This is a genomic window from Flavobacterium sp. FlaQc-48 (genome assembly GCF_044007335.1).
Taxonomy (GTDB): Bacteria; Bacteroidota; Bacteroidia; order Flavobacteriales; family Flavobacteriaceae; genus Flavobacterium.
In genome coordinates this window covers 41049-57569 of sequence record NZ_JBIPCR010000007.1, presented here as the reverse complement: position 1 = coordinate 57569, position 16521 = coordinate 41049, and the positions used below count along the sequence as shown (strand labels likewise).

Sequence of the window (16521 nt, the reverse complement as noted above, 5' to 3'; positions counted from 1 at the left end):
CCTATTTAAGAGACCTTTACAAGTATTTCATCAACCTGAAATCTTATCTTTTTATAAATTTCCTGCTTATTTGTGATGTACCATTGATTCCGTTAATAAAATAAACTCCGGCAGGCAGTGATTCTATTTTTATTCTGGTATTGCCGTTTTTCAAAGTGCCTGAATTTATTAAACTGCCTTGAGCATTAAATATTTTATAATCAAAATCAGAAGCCATCTTATCAAGAAAAATTTCGTCCAAGGCAGGATTTGGATATAATTTGAAACCAACCTGATTATCTAATTCATTTTGAACTGTGCCTAATGTGGCAAACTCTAACGGAAGCGCAGCGGCATTATATCCGCTTTTTTCACTTAAGTAAAAATGAAATGATGAAACTAGCGGCTCACTTCCCATTGTTACAGGATAAAATCCTGCCGTATTATTTACTGTCTTTAATGTGTAACTTCCTGCAGGCGCCTTAACACCAATGTAAACCGGATTCATTTGATTAACCGTTAAGGCTTTTGGTGTTGAAACATTTCCGGTTCCATTGAAAATAAATGTACCTGAGCCACTCAATAAAACAGGTGTATTTGCGGGAATTATACCCTGAATTCTATCGCAGGTAATTTTAGCAGATGAAGGCTGCATCGTGTAAGCTGTTACGCCCTGAGGTATACTGGCTTCAAAGGGAAGAACTAAAACATCATAACCTGCAATAGTTTTGGTAAAAGATGCTGATACAGCTGAAAAACCAAAAGGAACATTAAAATCACCTCCCTGATCGATCAGATTTAAATTTTGACACGACATTGCAGATACTACATTATCAGCAGTGTTATTGGCAGTGACATAAAAAATACTGTTTTTATTTGCAGATTTGGCGTGCCAATCCTGGGATGAACTGATACCACTGGTGTTTCTAAAATCTAATGATACATAGTTGATACTTTGCAGTGCATCCATCAGAAGGCTGTCATCATCTGAATATATTCCTCCAAATTCGGCTGCTTTTTCATCAGCAATATTGAAATATACATCACCCAAATTTAAAGTAAGTACTGAACTGTAATTAGAATTTCGCAAGCCAATAATTCCCGTACATCCATCTGTAAGAACGGATTTAGAAATATCAAATGTCAAATCAAATTCAACCCCCGTAGGAAAATTAAATTTTCCATAATTTTTAGACTTTACTTCTCCATTATCATTGATATAATACAGTGTTGTATTATCAGTATTGCCCTGATTTGCAGTAGTAAAACTTTTAACATGCATGATCAGTTTATTGTAACGATTATCTAATTTCAAATATCCATTAGCATCATTCATATTGGCACTTATGAGGGGACTTGCATTTGAAAATGTCACTGTTTTGCCACTAATCTGATATGTGGTTCCAAATGAAGGATTTGTAACGGACTGATTTTCAATTTTAGCGTAATGAACTTCTTTACTGCTCATTTGTGACGCTATTCTTTCCTTATTCTTTTCAAATGTCAATGTAATAAAACTCGAAGCGTCAATACTTATGACCGGACGAAATGTTTCAGCAAAACTAATGGCTGTATTTTGCATATCAATGCTCTGACTGGTAATTGTTTTAGTGCCTTTTACCGAATAAAATGGCAAATCTACAGTAAGATTATAGGTGTTTTGCGATGGGTTAATTATGGTGAGAACAATTTTATCACCGGCATCATTTATATACGAAGAGCCTTTAAGTTGGGCAGTAGCATCGCTCCATGTTGATTCGATGCGCGTTGTACCTGTAGTGAATTTTGCATATTGAGAAAGAATATAGCCTCTTTTGGTAATTTCTCCGTCCAGTGTTCCGTTTGTACCATCACCCATTAGTGCATAATATCGTTTAGCGGCGTAGTGGATCCAGGCATTGACATTTCCTAATAAGGCGTCATTGACACTATTTGCGAAACTAAAAGCATCAATTCCCCAATTGAAATCACGAACTATACCTCCTGAATTCCAGTTAATTAGATATTCTGTCATCCATATCTCCTTGTTATAATTCTGAAATTCTTTATACTTGGACTGAATACCACCATACTGATGAACTCCGTAAACTTCAAAGTTCAGCATCGTATCAGCATTCAAAAAAGCATTTGAAAAAGCATCTGAATACCCTACACTTTCTGGCGCAATAACTTTACAATTAATCAGATGTCCGTAATTTTTAACAAAAGCAGCTATCTGTACAGGTGTCCATATACAACCTTGATAGGTTGCCCTTTCATCAGGCTCATTTTGAATTGAAATATAATCGAGTTCTACTCCATTATCCCGAAGATAGGTTACATAACGATTAAGATACAAAGCATAATCCTGATAATGTTCTTCTTTCAGGTAGCCAATTTGCTGAACTCCATTTGCATCTGTATAAACCGCAACTTCGCTATTGTTCGTTTTCCATTCTGCCGGCATGGTCCATGGACTGGCAAAAATCTTTAATCCTAAATCATTTTTGGCTAATTTTGCAGTTGCAAGCGTTGACGGCCAGTTATTCTCAGCCGGAATATAAAGCCGCATAATGTTATAACCCGCTGCACTGTTTGTACCCCACATTTTTTTGATTTCATCTGTAGACATGTAATTATAACCAAATTGGGGGCTGCATACAAAACCTCCGAAACCCGTAATTTTTTGATACGTTTTGTTTTTATCAATTTGTACTTTTGCATTTTGGGCATTTACCTCAGCAGATGACGTAAATAAAACCGCAAACAATATTAAACTTAATTGGTATAATTTTCTCATATCCTTTATAGTATTAGTTAATAATAGTAATCGATTAAAAAAATAGAATTTATCCTGGTAAATACTATCTACTTTCCGGAGCTCCCAAATATGCTGGTTTCAATCCTCCTGTATCTATTAGAATTTTTTCCAGTACAATTCCGGGATCCAAAACCCGAAAACGCATGGTGTGTTTTCCTACTTTGGAAATAGTATGTCTGGTCGGGGAATGTATTAAATGCTCTGCCTGCCATTTTCCTAATTCTCCGCGGTATTTTCCATTAAAATTTACAAGCTGTGGTTTTTCTCCATCAAAAGAAATTTCATAACGGAGGCCTTTATTACTGTTAAAATTAAGTGTAGGAGCCAGAAGCAGTTCAACATTAAATTCACCTGTTAAGACAAAATCAATTTCATATTCTACAAAAATATTTTCTCCTGTACCGGGATAAATTTGCTGTGGAAATGTAGTAATACCACTTTTTGTTTTTCCAAAATCAGGAATCACTTCCCAATGGATTTTCTCTGAGTTATTTAATTGAGAAAAATGTTCTGCCTCTATGGAAACATAACCGTCTTTTTCACGAAATACTTTCGCTGCAGGTTTATCCGGTTTAGAAACATAAGTGATTTGTGGCAATATGTTTTTAGGAGAATCGTGCCAGGCTTTGTATCCAATTCTCATTTGATCCATAATATGGGTCCATTTCCCGCCTGAAATTTCATTATTGTATTTATTTTGAAGAATAGAATCCCTTTCAAAATAGACTTTTACTTTATCTGCATAACTATTGGCAAGGACATCTCCTTCGGCAGCGAGTTTTTTATTTTTGGCCTGTGCATAATACATTTCATAAAGGTTGCTGCAGGCATCTACAGGATATAAAACCAACTGAAAATACGCATCTCTATATTCAGTTGGAATATCGTCGTAAATTCGATAGGCATCGAGTGCTAAATTTTTGTAATCATTGACAACGGTTTCAAATTCGTTATAGTTGTCCAGACTGTAGGTACTGCTGTCCAGCATTTCAGGGGTAACTCTCCTGTTGAATTTTGGATAGGTGTTTAATATGCCTGCAATTTCTTTTGCCTGTTTTGTACCAAACTGCTCAGCTGCCCATTTCTCTGTAAATTCAAAAAGATTCTGAGAGTTAAATTTTTCAGGGTTCCATGCCATATCTAAAAAGAAACTGACAGGAAATTCCATTGGTTTAAGATCGCCTACATTTACAATCCAGATTTTATCAACTCCATGCGAATAAGTGAGATTCATCTGCTCCCAAACTCTCTGTATCGGACTTATGTTAATCCATTTTGAGTTTCTGGGACCTCCAACATAATCAAAGTGATAATACATACCGTAACCGCCTTTATGAAGCGGCTTGGTGAGATCAGGGAGTTTACGCACATTTCCCCAGTTGTCATCACAAAACAGCAGCGTAACATCATCAGGAACCCGCATTCCCTGATCATAATAATCCTGCACTTCTTTATATAAAGCCCAGACCTGCGGGGTTTTCTCAGGATTTTTACCCGTTTCTTCTGCGATAATACGGCGCTGTTCTTTTACGATATTCTCCAGAAGGCTTATATTAGTTCCTTCGCTCATTGCTTCATCTCCGTCTCCGCGCATTCCTACAGTAACTACTTTTTCCCAGTTTTTACTGCGCTTGATTCCGCTTTTCCAGAATTGATCTAAAACTTCTTTATTTTTGGTGTAATCCCAAATATTAGGAAGGTTATTTTTTTTAATATACCGATGCCAGTCGGTCTGTGCCAGAGCCATTGGTTCGTGATGGGATGTGCCCATTACAATTCCCATTTCATTCGCCAAAGGCCCACTGGCAAGATCATCATCATAAAAAGCATTTCCCCACATTGCCGGCCAGATATAATTCGCTTTCAGACGAAGCAGCAATTCAAAAACTTTTTCATAAAACCGACTGTTGAAACCTCCAAATGTGGCTTTGGACCAGCCGCTTAATGCCGGAGCTTCATCGTTTATAAAAATTCCTCTATATTTTACCGCAGGTTCCCCATCGCTGTATATTCCTTTTAGAAAATAAATATTGTCTTTTTTTTCTATCGGAACATCCGCCCAGTAATACCATGGTGAAACACCAATTTGTCTGGATAATTCATAAATTCCATAAATAGTTCCGCGCTTGTCACTGCCTGCAATTACAACTGCTTCTTCTACTCCTTTAAACGGATTTTTTACGTTTTGGATAATAAATTTTTCGTTTTTTCCTTTAAGGAGTTTTCCATCTATTTTTTTCTGTTTTATTAGTTCATCAATCACCGAATTAGTGCCTATCATTCCAATTATGATTAGCGGCGAAGACTGATTTGGATTTTGATTAAAAATTAACGGTCTGCTGCCGGTCACTTTTTCAAAATCAGATTGTAAATTGTTAATCGCACGAGAAATTCCTGCGTCTAATCCATTATTCACAAGAAAAGAAAGACTTGAATTCTTTTCTTTAAGAACAATAACATCTGGAGTTCTTTCCTTTGTTATAAATGGCTGGGCTGCTCTTGAAGGAATACAAGTGCAGATTAGGATTAATGTTATTATAAATATGGGGAGGCTTTTCATTGTATTTTAAAATTAAATGATTCAATTAATCGTAATGATCTTTTATTTTTATAATCTCTTTTTCAGCATACCTAAAAGACTATTATTGAAACAATAATGGAGCAAACATAAATAAATCGTGTCTCCATACAGGCCAGCTATGTCCACCTGAATATTCACTGTATTTGTATTTAATGCCCATCTGATCAAATTTACCCATCATTATTTTACAATTATTGAAAGCAATATCTTCTTTTCCTCCCATTGAAATCCATAATTGTCTGATATTTGAATTAATTTTTGTGGCATTATTTTTCATGAACTCATACTGAGGATCTGATAAAGCTGGATTATCAGCCCACCAGCCAGAACTAAAAACTCCCAGATAACTGAACATTTCTGTGTTTTTAATTCCCGTATAAAGAGTCTGTAGTCCTCCCATTGACAATCCTGCTAAAGCACGGTTTTCAGTACCTGCTGCAGTCCTGAAATTACTTTCAGCAAAAGGAATAACTGCTGTTAACAATTCACTTTCAAAAGTTTTAAGGCTATTTTCGTTAAACCCCTTCAATCCTCCACCACCGGGCATGTTACCATCAAGCATGACCACTATCATTGGTACTGCCTTTTTTTGTGCGATTAAATTATCTAAAATTAAATTAGCCTTACCTTGAGCCGTCCAGCCTCTCTGATCTTCACCTCCGCCATGCAGGAGATATAAAACAGGGAATTTCTCTGCACCGCTTTCATAACCGGGAGGTGTATAAACATACATTTCACGCCAGGAATTAGTTACTTTTGAAAAATATTTTTTAATTACAATATTGCCATGTGAGACCATTTTTAAATCATAAAAATCTCCTTCTTTATTTGGAATTTCTATCCCGCTGGCCATACGTCCCATACCATAGAATGATTCACTTGCCGGATCAGCTACAGCTACACCATCAATAATTAAGGAATAATAATTAAATCCTTTATTTATGACATCAGTAGTAACTGTCCATAATCCTGATTCATCTCTCGCCATATCGTATTTCCTGCCTAAATCAATTTGTAGTTTGGAAGCTTCCGGTGCTTTGATTTTAAAAATCACCTTGTTATCAGGCAGAATTTGAGGATACTTACTGTTACGGATATTAGTTTGAGCTGCCTCTCCTAAAATAGTATATTCGGGAAAAGTGGACTGATCGACCGTTTTGAACAAAAACTGCGAGAACATATATAGACCATTTTTCCATACTTTAAAGTCATGAACACCTGGCTCTATATAATAAATATGAGGCACATCATTTTTAAACAGATAATCATGTGTGCGCCTGCTGTTACCAATAAGACCGTCATCATCACCGCAGGAAATCCAAAGTAGTTTTAGCTTCTTTTTTGCTTCTTGCGGATTAGGAAGTAATTCCTCCGGCATTTTAGTATTAGGAGCTGCCGAGAATGCACCTACCCAGGCAAATTTATCTAAATTCCCCAATCCGAAATTCAGGGACTGACCTCCACCCATTGACAATCCGGCAATAGCACGATGTTCTCTATCTTTAAAAGTGGGGTATTTTTTTTCAATAAAAGGAATTAAATCATGGAGCAGATCTTTCTCAAATACTGCAAAGGCTTGTATCTTATCCGGGGCCATTATATTTCCGGAAGCACTATCGTCTTTCATAGCTCTGCCATTTGGCATCACCACAATCATAGGTTCCATTTTTCCCTCGGCATAAAGGTTATCTAATACTATCTGGGGACTTCCTCCGTTAAGCCATTCTTTTTCATCTCCGCCTATTCCATGTAAAAGGTACAATACAGGATACTTTCTCTTTTTATCAAATCCGGGTGGCGTGTAAACAGTTGCTTTTCTGACAGTACCTACCGTTTTAGATTCATAAGTGATACTTTCAATTTTTCCAGCTGGTACATCTGAATTTAACTGATCAAAACCTATAGGGGCATGAACTCGAAAAAATTCTTTCCCATTGTAAAATTTATATCCTAATAAGGAAAGCATTTTGCGGGCATAGCGTTTTCCTAATTCTCTGTAACCATCGGCAGTAAAATGTAAGTTATCAGATGCTGCTTTACAGCCGCTGGATGAAATCACATAGGAATTAGGTATGGTCTGCGGAAGGGTGGCAATGATTTTGTTCATGCTGGCACATTTCCCGTTCTGGTCTTCGTTTACCGTTTCTCCGGAAAGCAGCGGCACTTTTTTTGGATCTAAATTCAGGTCTTTTATCAAATTGTCGTAGACTATCTTTAGCTTCTTTGTCCAGAGCGTATCACCTGTATTCGACTCACCCTGATGTACTAAGATTCCTTTAATGACTCCTTTTTTTTGTGCAATTCTGGCCATATCCACAAGTCTTTGATACGGATTGCCATTGTACTGTTTGATCATGCCTTTCATCCAATCGGGTGCGGTTGCAGTATAATCCTCAGACTTATCTTTATCAAAGAGTTCAATTTTACAACCTCCAACGGCAACATTTATGATGCCTATTTTTATATTTTTTGGAAGATTTGCTGTCATTGTCCTGCCAAAATAATCTGTTGGCGTTAATCCGGTTGTGCAGCGGCATAATGGCGGTACGGCTTTATACCAATTCCCCATTTTACGTCCTATTTCCGGACAATCTACTGCTTCTAAAACCTGAAACCGATCATCAATCCCTACGGTATCCTGAGGTTCTATTTTAGCGTTGCCTTCCATATTAGACTGTCCAAAACTTAAATAAACCTGAAAATTAGGATCTTGAGAATACCCTTTTTGTCCGATTGAAAATAAGACTGCAAATGCAAAAAATCTAATTATTGATTTCATAGTAAATAATTTGTTTAGTGTCAAAAAATCATTTAGCGGCGGGAACTTAGAAATTGCTTTCAAACATTTAGTTCCCATCATACTTTTATTTAAATAAATCCAAATCTACAGCTTGTCCCATTGTGAGATAACCCAGTTCGTTTGGATGCAGAAAGTCATTGTCTTGCATGTTCGCTAAAATCGTTTTTGAACCAACTCCTGAAGCCATTACTTTATCAAAATCAATTACGGCATCAAAGCTGTTGCTATTACGAATCCATTCATTTACAATATCACGTGCATCTTGTTTGTAGGGCGCATCATAAAATGATTTTTGAAAGGGTAAAATGGTGCATCCGTACACTTTTATACCTTTAGCATGTGCTTTAGTTATCATTATTTTATACGCTTCAATAAGTTCTTTGGCTTTTACAGGTGCATCTTCAGCACGCTTAATTCCTCCAATATCATTTATTCCTTCCAGAAGAATTAACCATTTTGTTCCTTGCTGAGAAAGTACATCTCTATCAAAACGATTCAACGCCGTGGGACCTAAACCTCCCTGCAGCACACAATTTCCTCCAATCCCTAAATTTAAAACTCCAATATGTTCCGTTTTTTTATCTGCCAGCAAACGTGCTGCCAGAATATCTGTAAAACGATTCTGCTTATTGGTGCCGGATCCGCGGCCATCTATAATAGAATTTCCCATGCAGACAATATTAGCTGCATTTTTAGAAGCCCTAACATCTACTCCCATAATTGAATACCAATGGTCTGTTTTTACTGCTCCGGCAAAATCTTTATCATTAAGATGATCTCCCTTTAGTATATAAGAAGTTGTGCGAGAACCCGGATGACCCGATGTTTTCTGCGAAGTAGCTCCATAATAAATGGTAACTGCTAAAAGCTGGCCTGGCTTTAAATCAAAATTAAATTCATCTGAAAACACTTCCTCTCCGGGATTTATGGTTGTACCGGAACTTCCGTTAAAACGAAGGATCTTCTGGGTTTTCAAGTCAATAATCGGGGCAGCTGCAACATCTGCTATACTTACGGACTTTAAAACAGTTGGCTGATCACTGAATAGGTTCGAAAAACGCAGACGCAGTTGCTTTCCTCCTATCGAAACCTTAATAATTTGTCGGAGTGTATTCTCTGAAAGTCCCGGTTCAGGAGGCATATTATTGGGCTCCACAAGCATCTGGGCAGTAGCCCATGTGCCAGTCCAGTTCTCAACGCCGGCCCTGGCTGATACTTTTACCGGTGTCTGGCCGGATTTACAGCCCAAAACCAAAAAGAAGAGATTTGAAAGCAGTAACAATTTGATATATTCCTTTTTCATGTTTCTTTTTTAAAGATTGAATACTAATTTTTATTCTTTTTATCCGCAGTTATTTTAGCAGACTCCACCTCAATTATTTTACATTATGCTGCATTGGTACAGCTCCAAAATAACTCGGGTGTTTGTTATCGGGATTCACTACAATTTTCTCCAGTACAATTTCCGGATCAATCATAAAAATTTTTAAGGTATGCATACCTGGTTCTTCTACCTCCAACTCGACATCGAGCCATCTTAAATTATCAAAAACTTCATTTCGGCGCTGTTTGCCATTGCCAATAAAAGTAATGTCGTCATTTAAAGCCGGGAGTGGTTTTAGTACTTTTGAATGCGCTAAATTTGATGGCGTATACTCCCCAAAAGTATCAACGAGTCCTTTTCTGGCATCCATAAATTTTGGCGTCTGATCATTTAAAGATGCTGCAATCCTAAGTCCTCTCTCCGGATTAATATCCTGAGTAGGAAGAATGCCTAGACAGACTTTTACCTTTTCAGCTTTCGGGAGAAATATTTTATATTCTAATCTGGGCGCTGTATCTGGACTTGCGCTTGGGGCAGTCACAGGGCTAATTCCCATACTGGCATCTGATCTTCCTAAATCAGGGAGAACAATCCACTTTGCATTCTTGCCTGGTATATTTGCATTGTATTTGTTTGAAGGTATAGAAAACTCTCCAGTCAAACTTCCAAAATAAGGTTCATCCGCTTTCGGCACCGCTGCTTTTACAGCAGTTACCTGTACCTCAACTCTTTTTTTTCCCTGACTAATTTCGATCTTACCATTAAAGGTTCCTTCCAATAAAATATTCCAGTCTATAGCTACCTGAATACGGGTTTCTTTTTGAACAACTCCACCAGACTGGCTCAATCTAATCCAGGGTTTATTGGCTTTTGCTGTAAATTCAAAACTTCCTGTACCACGGTTAAATACATCAATATAATAGCTTGATTTAGCCAATACATCGAATAACGGCAATATTGCTTTTTCAGCTGTATCAGGCCATGACAATTCAGTTCCCTCTATAGCTACTCCAATCGTTGGTTCAGGTAATGGTTTTATTTCTTTCATTTCGGGCAGTGCATTGGCCTTGGGCATTGACCACATTTTATAACCTATATGAACATCACTCATCATGTATTTCCATTTTCCTTTTGCTATTGAATCATTATAATAGTCGCTCCACTTTTTATCTTGTTCAAAAAGGTCCTGAGCCCGTTTATAAAAATCATTCGCACTAACCCGGCCTTGTTTCGCATACAGCATATTCTTATCTGCTGCAAGATAAATTTCAGCCACTGCGGCTGAAGCTTTAGCCGGATATAATACTAATTGATAATAAGCGTCCTGAGCCTCAGCAGGTATTTTCGACTGCAGTTTTTCTGCTTTGTCCGCTACCTCTTTCCATAGTTTCAAAACACGGTCTGATTCCTGGTAATTGACAACGCTGAAAATATTAGCTGTCTGGGCTTCTGGCTTACGCCAAAGATTATATTTAGTATATTTTGATACGATATCGGCGATTTCCTCTGCATGTTCTTTTCCAAAGATTCTGCCCGCCCAGTCAACAGTATAATTCCATACCTGATCAGCAGGAATTGCATCCGGATTCCAGGCAAAATGCATAATAAAATCAATAGGAAGTTCCTTTGGCTTAAGGTCTCCTACATTCACAATCCACAATTTATCGATTCCTGACTGGTAAGCTAAATTAAACTGCTGCTGCAATTTAGGAATAGTGGTGGTATTGATCCAGCGATCGTTCCATGGACCGCCATTCATATCAATGTGATAATACAGTCCGCCTCCTCCTTTTCTATTCTTTTCTTTTTCGGGATAAGTGCGGCGTATATTGCCCCAGTTATTATCACAAAACAGAAGGATTACATCATCGGGCACTGTAAGTCCCGCATCGTAATACCGCTGTACTTCTGTAAAAATAGCCCAGACCTGCGGATGATTTTCAGGACTGTCTTTATATATTTTTTGAATGATTTCCCGCTGTCCTTTAATAACATTCTGCAGTGTTTTGATATTTTCCAGGTCATTTCCCTCGCCCATTGCCACATCACCTTCACCACGCATACCTATGGTAATCATATTATCAAAATTTTTATTGCGTTCTATTCCCTCATAAAAAAACTGATCAATATTTTTTTTGTTTGTCGCATAATTCCATTCTCCAATTTCTGTTTTTCTATCTGTATATTCTTTTTGTGAACGGATCATTGGTTCATGATGTGAAGTTCCCATTACAATTCCGTATTCATCAGCCGTTACCGGATTACGAGGATCGTCTTCATTAAACGATTTTCCCCACATTGCCGGCCATAAATAATTGGCTTTTAAGCGGAGCAGCAATTCAAAAATATTAGCATACATTTTAGAATTGATTCCACCATAGGCTGCTCTTGCCCACTGACCAAATGAAGGCTCTTCATCATTGATAAAGATTCCGCGATATTTTACTTTTGGTGAACTTTGAATGTATCTGCCCTGTTTTACGTAAAGCTGTTCTGTTTTTTGAATTGGAACATCAGCCCAAAAATACCACGGCGACACTCCAATTTTTTCCGAAATATCATAAATTCCATAGATGGTACCTCTTTTATCGCTGCCTGCAACTATTAACTGACCCTCTACTGTTTGAATTAAAAAGGATTCCCATTGTCCTTTTATTTCAGAAACATCAATTTTTTTTGCTGCAATTAATTTATCAATAATAACACTTTTACCAATGGTTCCTATAACAATGGAGTTGTTTTGCGGTCTGGCATTTTCAAGAACCATAGAAGCTGTACCGGTTACCTTGCCAATATCATTTCCTAAATCTTTAGCTGCACGAATAACACCTTTCCAATCTTTTGAATCAACAAAAATTGATGCTGATTTACCAGTAGAAGCAATTGTAAAAGCTTTCTCTTCTTGTTGATGTAAAACATACTCAGAAGGGCTTTTATAGTCACTTTTTTTAATTGACTGGCCAAATGCATTGATCACTAAGAACAGCATTACTATTAGTCTGTAAAAGTTCAAATTGCATCGAATCATGGTTAACTATTTTTATTATACTGATTTAGAATTTGGCAAATAGTACATTATTGTTAGACTTACAGTTTCATAAACTCAAATATGAAAGTTTTTTTAATATGTATACTTTAAAGCTGTGACGGTTTGATAAACATTCATTTCTCTAATGTCTTACTGCGGCTGAGCATCATTTGCAGCTGTGGCATATAATCCTACCAATGCTCCTGTAAAACCTCCTGCTACATTTGTTGAAAGAATATCTCCGGAAACTGGTGCGCCTAAGTTTACAAAACCGCCCCCGTTTAGAGCATAACTAAACTCATAACTGTCACCTGCTGCTTTTACCTGAAGACGAATGTTTTTCTTCATATCAATTTTAGCACTTGCTACAATTTTTGATTGTCCTTTTTCTGTTCTTTCTAACAAGATATAGGTGTCTTTTCCTTTTTTTGTTACACCAAAAACATAATTAAAGTGCTCGTTTTGTAAACATACAATACCAGCCAAATCTTTTTCAGATGCTGGTTTGTAATCAATTGCTGCTGAAAATGAAAAAGTATTATGCTGTTGTCTGTAAAAAAGTGTAGATGTTGGTTTCAATTCTTTGATATTTACTTCAAAGGGTTTGATTTCCAATCCTTTTTTAGTTACTGACGCAAAACTTTCACGCGGCCCTCTGAGTCCAATCCATCTATAATCTAATTTTTGAGCCGTAAAATTTTCGGTAAACGTAAAATTTCCGTTAGGAAAAAATCCATCTTTGCCGGTTTTATTTTCAGTAACTCCTTTGGGCATTTTAATTTTTGGTTCCAAAGGAACTAATCCGTTTTCAAACACCGGAAAAACTCCTGACCAGTCTACAGGCAGCATAAAGGTTTCACGCCCTGTATTTACTCTGTCCTTATCATTTGGCCTGATACCTAAAAACACGCCATAATACTTATTATCCGGACCTAATACCAGGTCTGCATGTCCGGCCCAGTCTACTTTATCAGCTCTGTCTTTTGGGAAATATCGTTGTGTAAGAATCGGGTTATTTGATGCGGGTTTAAAAGGTCCTTTTGGGCTGTCACTCACAAAAATAACTTCACTATGGTTACCTCCTGTACCGCCTTCGGCACACATTAAATAATAACGTCCGTCTTTTTTATACAAATGAGGTGCCTCAATCCATATTGGTTTTTTAGAAAGGTCTACACCTCCATCCACTATAATTTTGTCAGTACCCGGAATCACTTTATCATTTTCAACATCATATTCCCAAACTTTAATTACACGATGGCCCTGATACAATTCTTTTCCTTTATCCGGAGCATCATTATGTACTACATATCCTTTTCCGTTATCATCAAAAAAAATGCAGGGATCTATTCCGTCAAAAGCTAACTTTACAGGACTTCCCCATCCTTTCAGAGGATCTTTTGTTTTTACTATAATATTGCCCAAACCTCCTGAAAATGCTGTCACAATCATATAGAAAGTATCATTGTGCGGATTATAAGTAATACCAGGGGCATATACACCCTGACTGATACCGGTGTCATGCGGATTAAATTCTGAAACGTTATTTAATACCCCTCCGAGGTCAGTCCAATTCACTAAATCTTTAGAATGAAAAATAGGTACTCCCGGAAACATGGCAAATGACGAACATACCATATAATAATCATCTCCCTTTCTGGTTATAGCGGGATCCGGATAACATCCCTGTAAAACCGGAGAATAAAATTCATCTGATTTCAATGGATTCTTTTTATAAATGGGATCATCTCCCTGATAAATAACATTCGAAAAAACAGGTGGTTTTTTATTTTGCTTTTTTATTAACGTATCGCCGGCTGCTACTGCTTTAAAACTAAAAAGAAACAACAACGATAGTAAGAAATTTATTTTTGAAAGCTTCATTTGTAATTGTCCATTTATGATTAATATCTCTTAAATATTCTAACTGAATTCATAATTAAAAGCCGAGGGAATTATCCCCCGGCTTCTTACTAAAGCAAATTTATAAACCAACTTACAGAAGTTCTTCTGTAAAATCAACACTTACAATTGCGGTAAAATTTGCTTCTAGTATAATATTAATAGCCTGGATTTTGGTACGTTTTCTTATCAGCATCTGACATTTCCATACCATCTAACTGGCCTTGCGGTATTGGTCGCAAATAATGATGCGGTTCTATCGTTCTTGTAACGACCTGTGGTGTATGCTGACCGTAATTTGATCCTCCTATTGAATAGGTTCCCGCAAGTTCGTTCCACTTTTGAGTTCTTACTAAATCATACCAGCGATAACCTTCACCATAATATTCGCGTGAACGTTCTGCTAAAATATAATTAATGTCAATTATAGCAGGAGTTGTACTTGTCAGCAAGGCACTGTTATCTGCACTTTTTGCTACTTTACGGTTATTATCCCAACGCCATTTCCCTGCACGTGCTCTTATTACATTTATAAGATCTCTGGCCGTCATAGAACCAGTAGCTCCCTTTACTGCAGCTTCTGCAGCTACAAAATAAAGTTCTGAAAATTTAGCCACCGGAAATGGTCTGGTGCTCCCGGCATTAGGCTGTCCTAATCCTCCGGCATTATCGGTACGATATGGTCCTAATTTCCATAAACCCGGATATACTATTCGGCTTATTCCTAACGGAGAAATTACATAATCAGCCCTGCCTGGTAAAACCCCTGCACCTATACCATTATCGCCTGCTCCCGAAGGATATACAATAGGTGTAGACGGTTCGTCGTTAAGAAAAGTGATAATAGCATCCCCTGGCTTTACTGGTAATCCATTGGCATTATACAATGTTGGAACATCGGTTAATCCAGTTCCAATCAAGTTCCAATTTCCATGGTAAACAGCTGCAAAGGTTCCATCATATCTTGAATCATTTGTTTTATCAGCAAACGTTTTGGTGAAGATTTCAATTGGCGGTACCATTCTTACCCATGGACGGCCCAGAAACTGATCAGCTGCACGCTGTACTGTAGAAACTGAAGCTCCGGCAGCATTTTTACTTCTAATAGCTGTATAGTTAAATGTTCCCATCCAGCCTGCAAAATTATCCGGTGAACCTCCGCTTCCGTAAGTAAGGCTTGCACCGTTATAATATTCGCTTTCCTCTGTATGGTCTGCGTAAAGCATTAATTCTTTATTACGGTCATTAGATCCTAAATTTACGTCATAGTAATAGGGCAATAATGCATATGATCCGGGATTATTTATCCCCTCTAAAGCTAAATTATAAGCCTGTTGAAAATACCACTGTGCATTGTGTCCATCAGGATCTGTTCTTGGAGTTTCAGGATACGTTGGTATATTTTTTGGATTTTCTAACCACCATCCGTATGTCAGGTACGCTTTTGACAGCATTAAGCGGGCTAAAGTTTTAGTTGCAGTACCCGTTAATCTGGGAGCATCGGGTAATTCATTTACTGCTGCCACTAAATCTGGAAAAATAGCCTTAGTATACACCTCAGTTACCGTATTTCGTTTTGAAGATCGCGACGGCTTACTGTTAAATTTTAGTTCGCCAGCACCTAAATCTAAAGGCACTCCTCCAAAGGTCTGTACTAATAAGAAATAATCAAAAGCTCTGAAGAATTTAGATTCCGCAATTAGACTATTTGCTATGCCTACTGCAGCCGCATTTTCAATAATTCCGCTTGCTGTATTGATATCGTTATATGAATTATTCCATACAACATCGGCTCTGCTCGAGGTGGCATTTATAACACCAACTCCTGATAAATCATGATCTTTAAAATTTCCGTCGGCTTGCTGACCATATGTATTTTCATCTGTACCGGTCTGAACAGAATTGTAATAATACGCCTGTCCGTATATCCAGCGCAAATGTGCATAATGCGAGGTTAATCCCTGTAAAACTCCCTGTTCCGTTTTAAAATAACCAGGCTCATAAAAATCATGTGGTTTTTCTTCCAAAATATCAGAGCAGCCCGCAAAGGAGAACAAAACTACTGATCCTATAATTAAATTTTTAAAAATATGTCGTTTCATGGTTC

General features: G+C 37.4%; 7 protein-coding genes. All 7 read right to left on the bottom strand.

The window, feature by feature from the left end:
• Positions 1-43 precede the first annotated feature (43 nt).
• The 7 genes from ACHRWY_RS12990 to ACHRWY_RS12960 all read right to left on the bottom strand — a co-directional run bounded on the left by ACHRWY_RS12990 (position 44) and on the right by ACHRWY_RS12960 (position 16516).
• Positions 44-2758, bottom strand: coding sequence for a T9SS type A sorting domain-containing protein (locus ACHRWY_RS12990; RefSeq protein WP_395355143.1), 2715 nt, complete (start codon positions 2756-2758; stop codon positions 44-46).
• A 64-nt stretch (positions 2759-2822) separates the two neighbouring features.
• Positions 2823-5339, bottom strand: coding sequence for a glycosyl hydrolase 115 family protein (locus ACHRWY_RS12985; protein ID WP_395355142.1), 2517 nt, complete (start codon positions 5337-5339; stop codon positions 2823-2825).
• An 82-nt stretch (positions 5340-5421) separates the two neighbouring features.
• Complete coding sequence (locus tag ACHRWY_RS12980) at positions 5422-8139, bottom strand: alpha/beta hydrolase-fold protein (protein ID WP_395355141.1); 2718 nt, start codon at positions 8137-8139, stop codon at positions 5422-5424.
• Between the two features lie 85 nt (positions 8140-8224).
• The gene (locus ACHRWY_RS12975) at positions 8225-9463 is read right to left on the bottom strand and encodes an SGNH/GDSL hydrolase family protein (protein ID WP_395355140.1); all 1239 of its coding nucleotides are present in this window, start codon (positions 9461-9463) and stop codon (positions 8225-8227) included.
• Positions 9464-9536: 73 nt separating this feature from the next.
• Positions 9537-12512 carry a glycosyl hydrolase 115 family protein gene (locus ACHRWY_RS12970; protein WP_395355139.1) on the bottom strand — a complete coding sequence of 992 codons (2976 nt, stop codon included), beginning with the start codon at positions 12510-12512 and terminating at the stop codon, positions 9537-9539.
• Positions 12513-12662: 150 nt separating this feature from the next.
• On the bottom strand, positions 12663-14396 hold the full coding sequence (locus ACHRWY_RS12965) for a glycoside hydrolase family 43 protein (RefSeq protein WP_395355138.1): 1734 nt from the start codon (positions 14394-14396) through the stop codon (positions 12663-12665).
• A 176-nt stretch (positions 14397-14572) separates the two neighbouring features.
• A complete protein-coding gene (locus ACHRWY_RS12960; RefSeq protein ID WP_395355137.1) occupies positions 14573-16516 on the bottom strand; it encodes a RagB/SusD family nutrient uptake outer membrane protein in 1944 nt (647 codons plus the stop codon).
• Positions 16517-16521: the final 5 nt, after the last annotated feature.

What these genes read in the sequence shown, in the direction of transcription:
- ACHRWY_RS12975 (WP_395355140.1), bottom strand. Translation starts at nt 9,463, where the DNA reads ATGAAAAAGGAATATATCAAATTGTTACTGCTTTCAAATCTCTTCTTT.
- ACHRWY_RS12970 (WP_395355139.1), bottom strand. Translation starts at nt 12,512, where the DNA reads ATGATTCGATGCAATTTGAACTTTTACAGACTAATAGTAATGCTGTTC.
- ACHRWY_RS12965 (WP_395355138.1), bottom strand. Translation starts at nt 14,396, where the DNA reads ATGAAGCTTTCAAAAATAAATTTCTTACTATCGTTGTTGTTTCTTTTT.
- ACHRWY_RS12985 (WP_395355142.1), bottom strand. Translation starts at nt 5,339, where the DNA reads ATGAAAAGCCTCCCCATATTTATAATAACATTAATCCTAATCTGCACT.
- ACHRWY_RS12990 (WP_395355143.1), bottom strand. Translation starts at nt 2,758, where the DNA reads ATGAGAAAATTATACCAATTAAGTTTAATATTGTTTGCGGTTTTATTT.
- ACHRWY_RS12960 (WP_395355137.1), bottom strand. Translation starts at nt 16,516, where the DNA reads ATGAAACGACATATTTTTAAAAATTTAATTATAGGATCAGTAGTTTTG.
- ACHRWY_RS12980 (WP_395355141.1), bottom strand. Translation starts at nt 8,139, where the DNA reads ATGAAATCAATAATTAGATTTTTTGCATTTGCAGTCTTATTTTCAATC.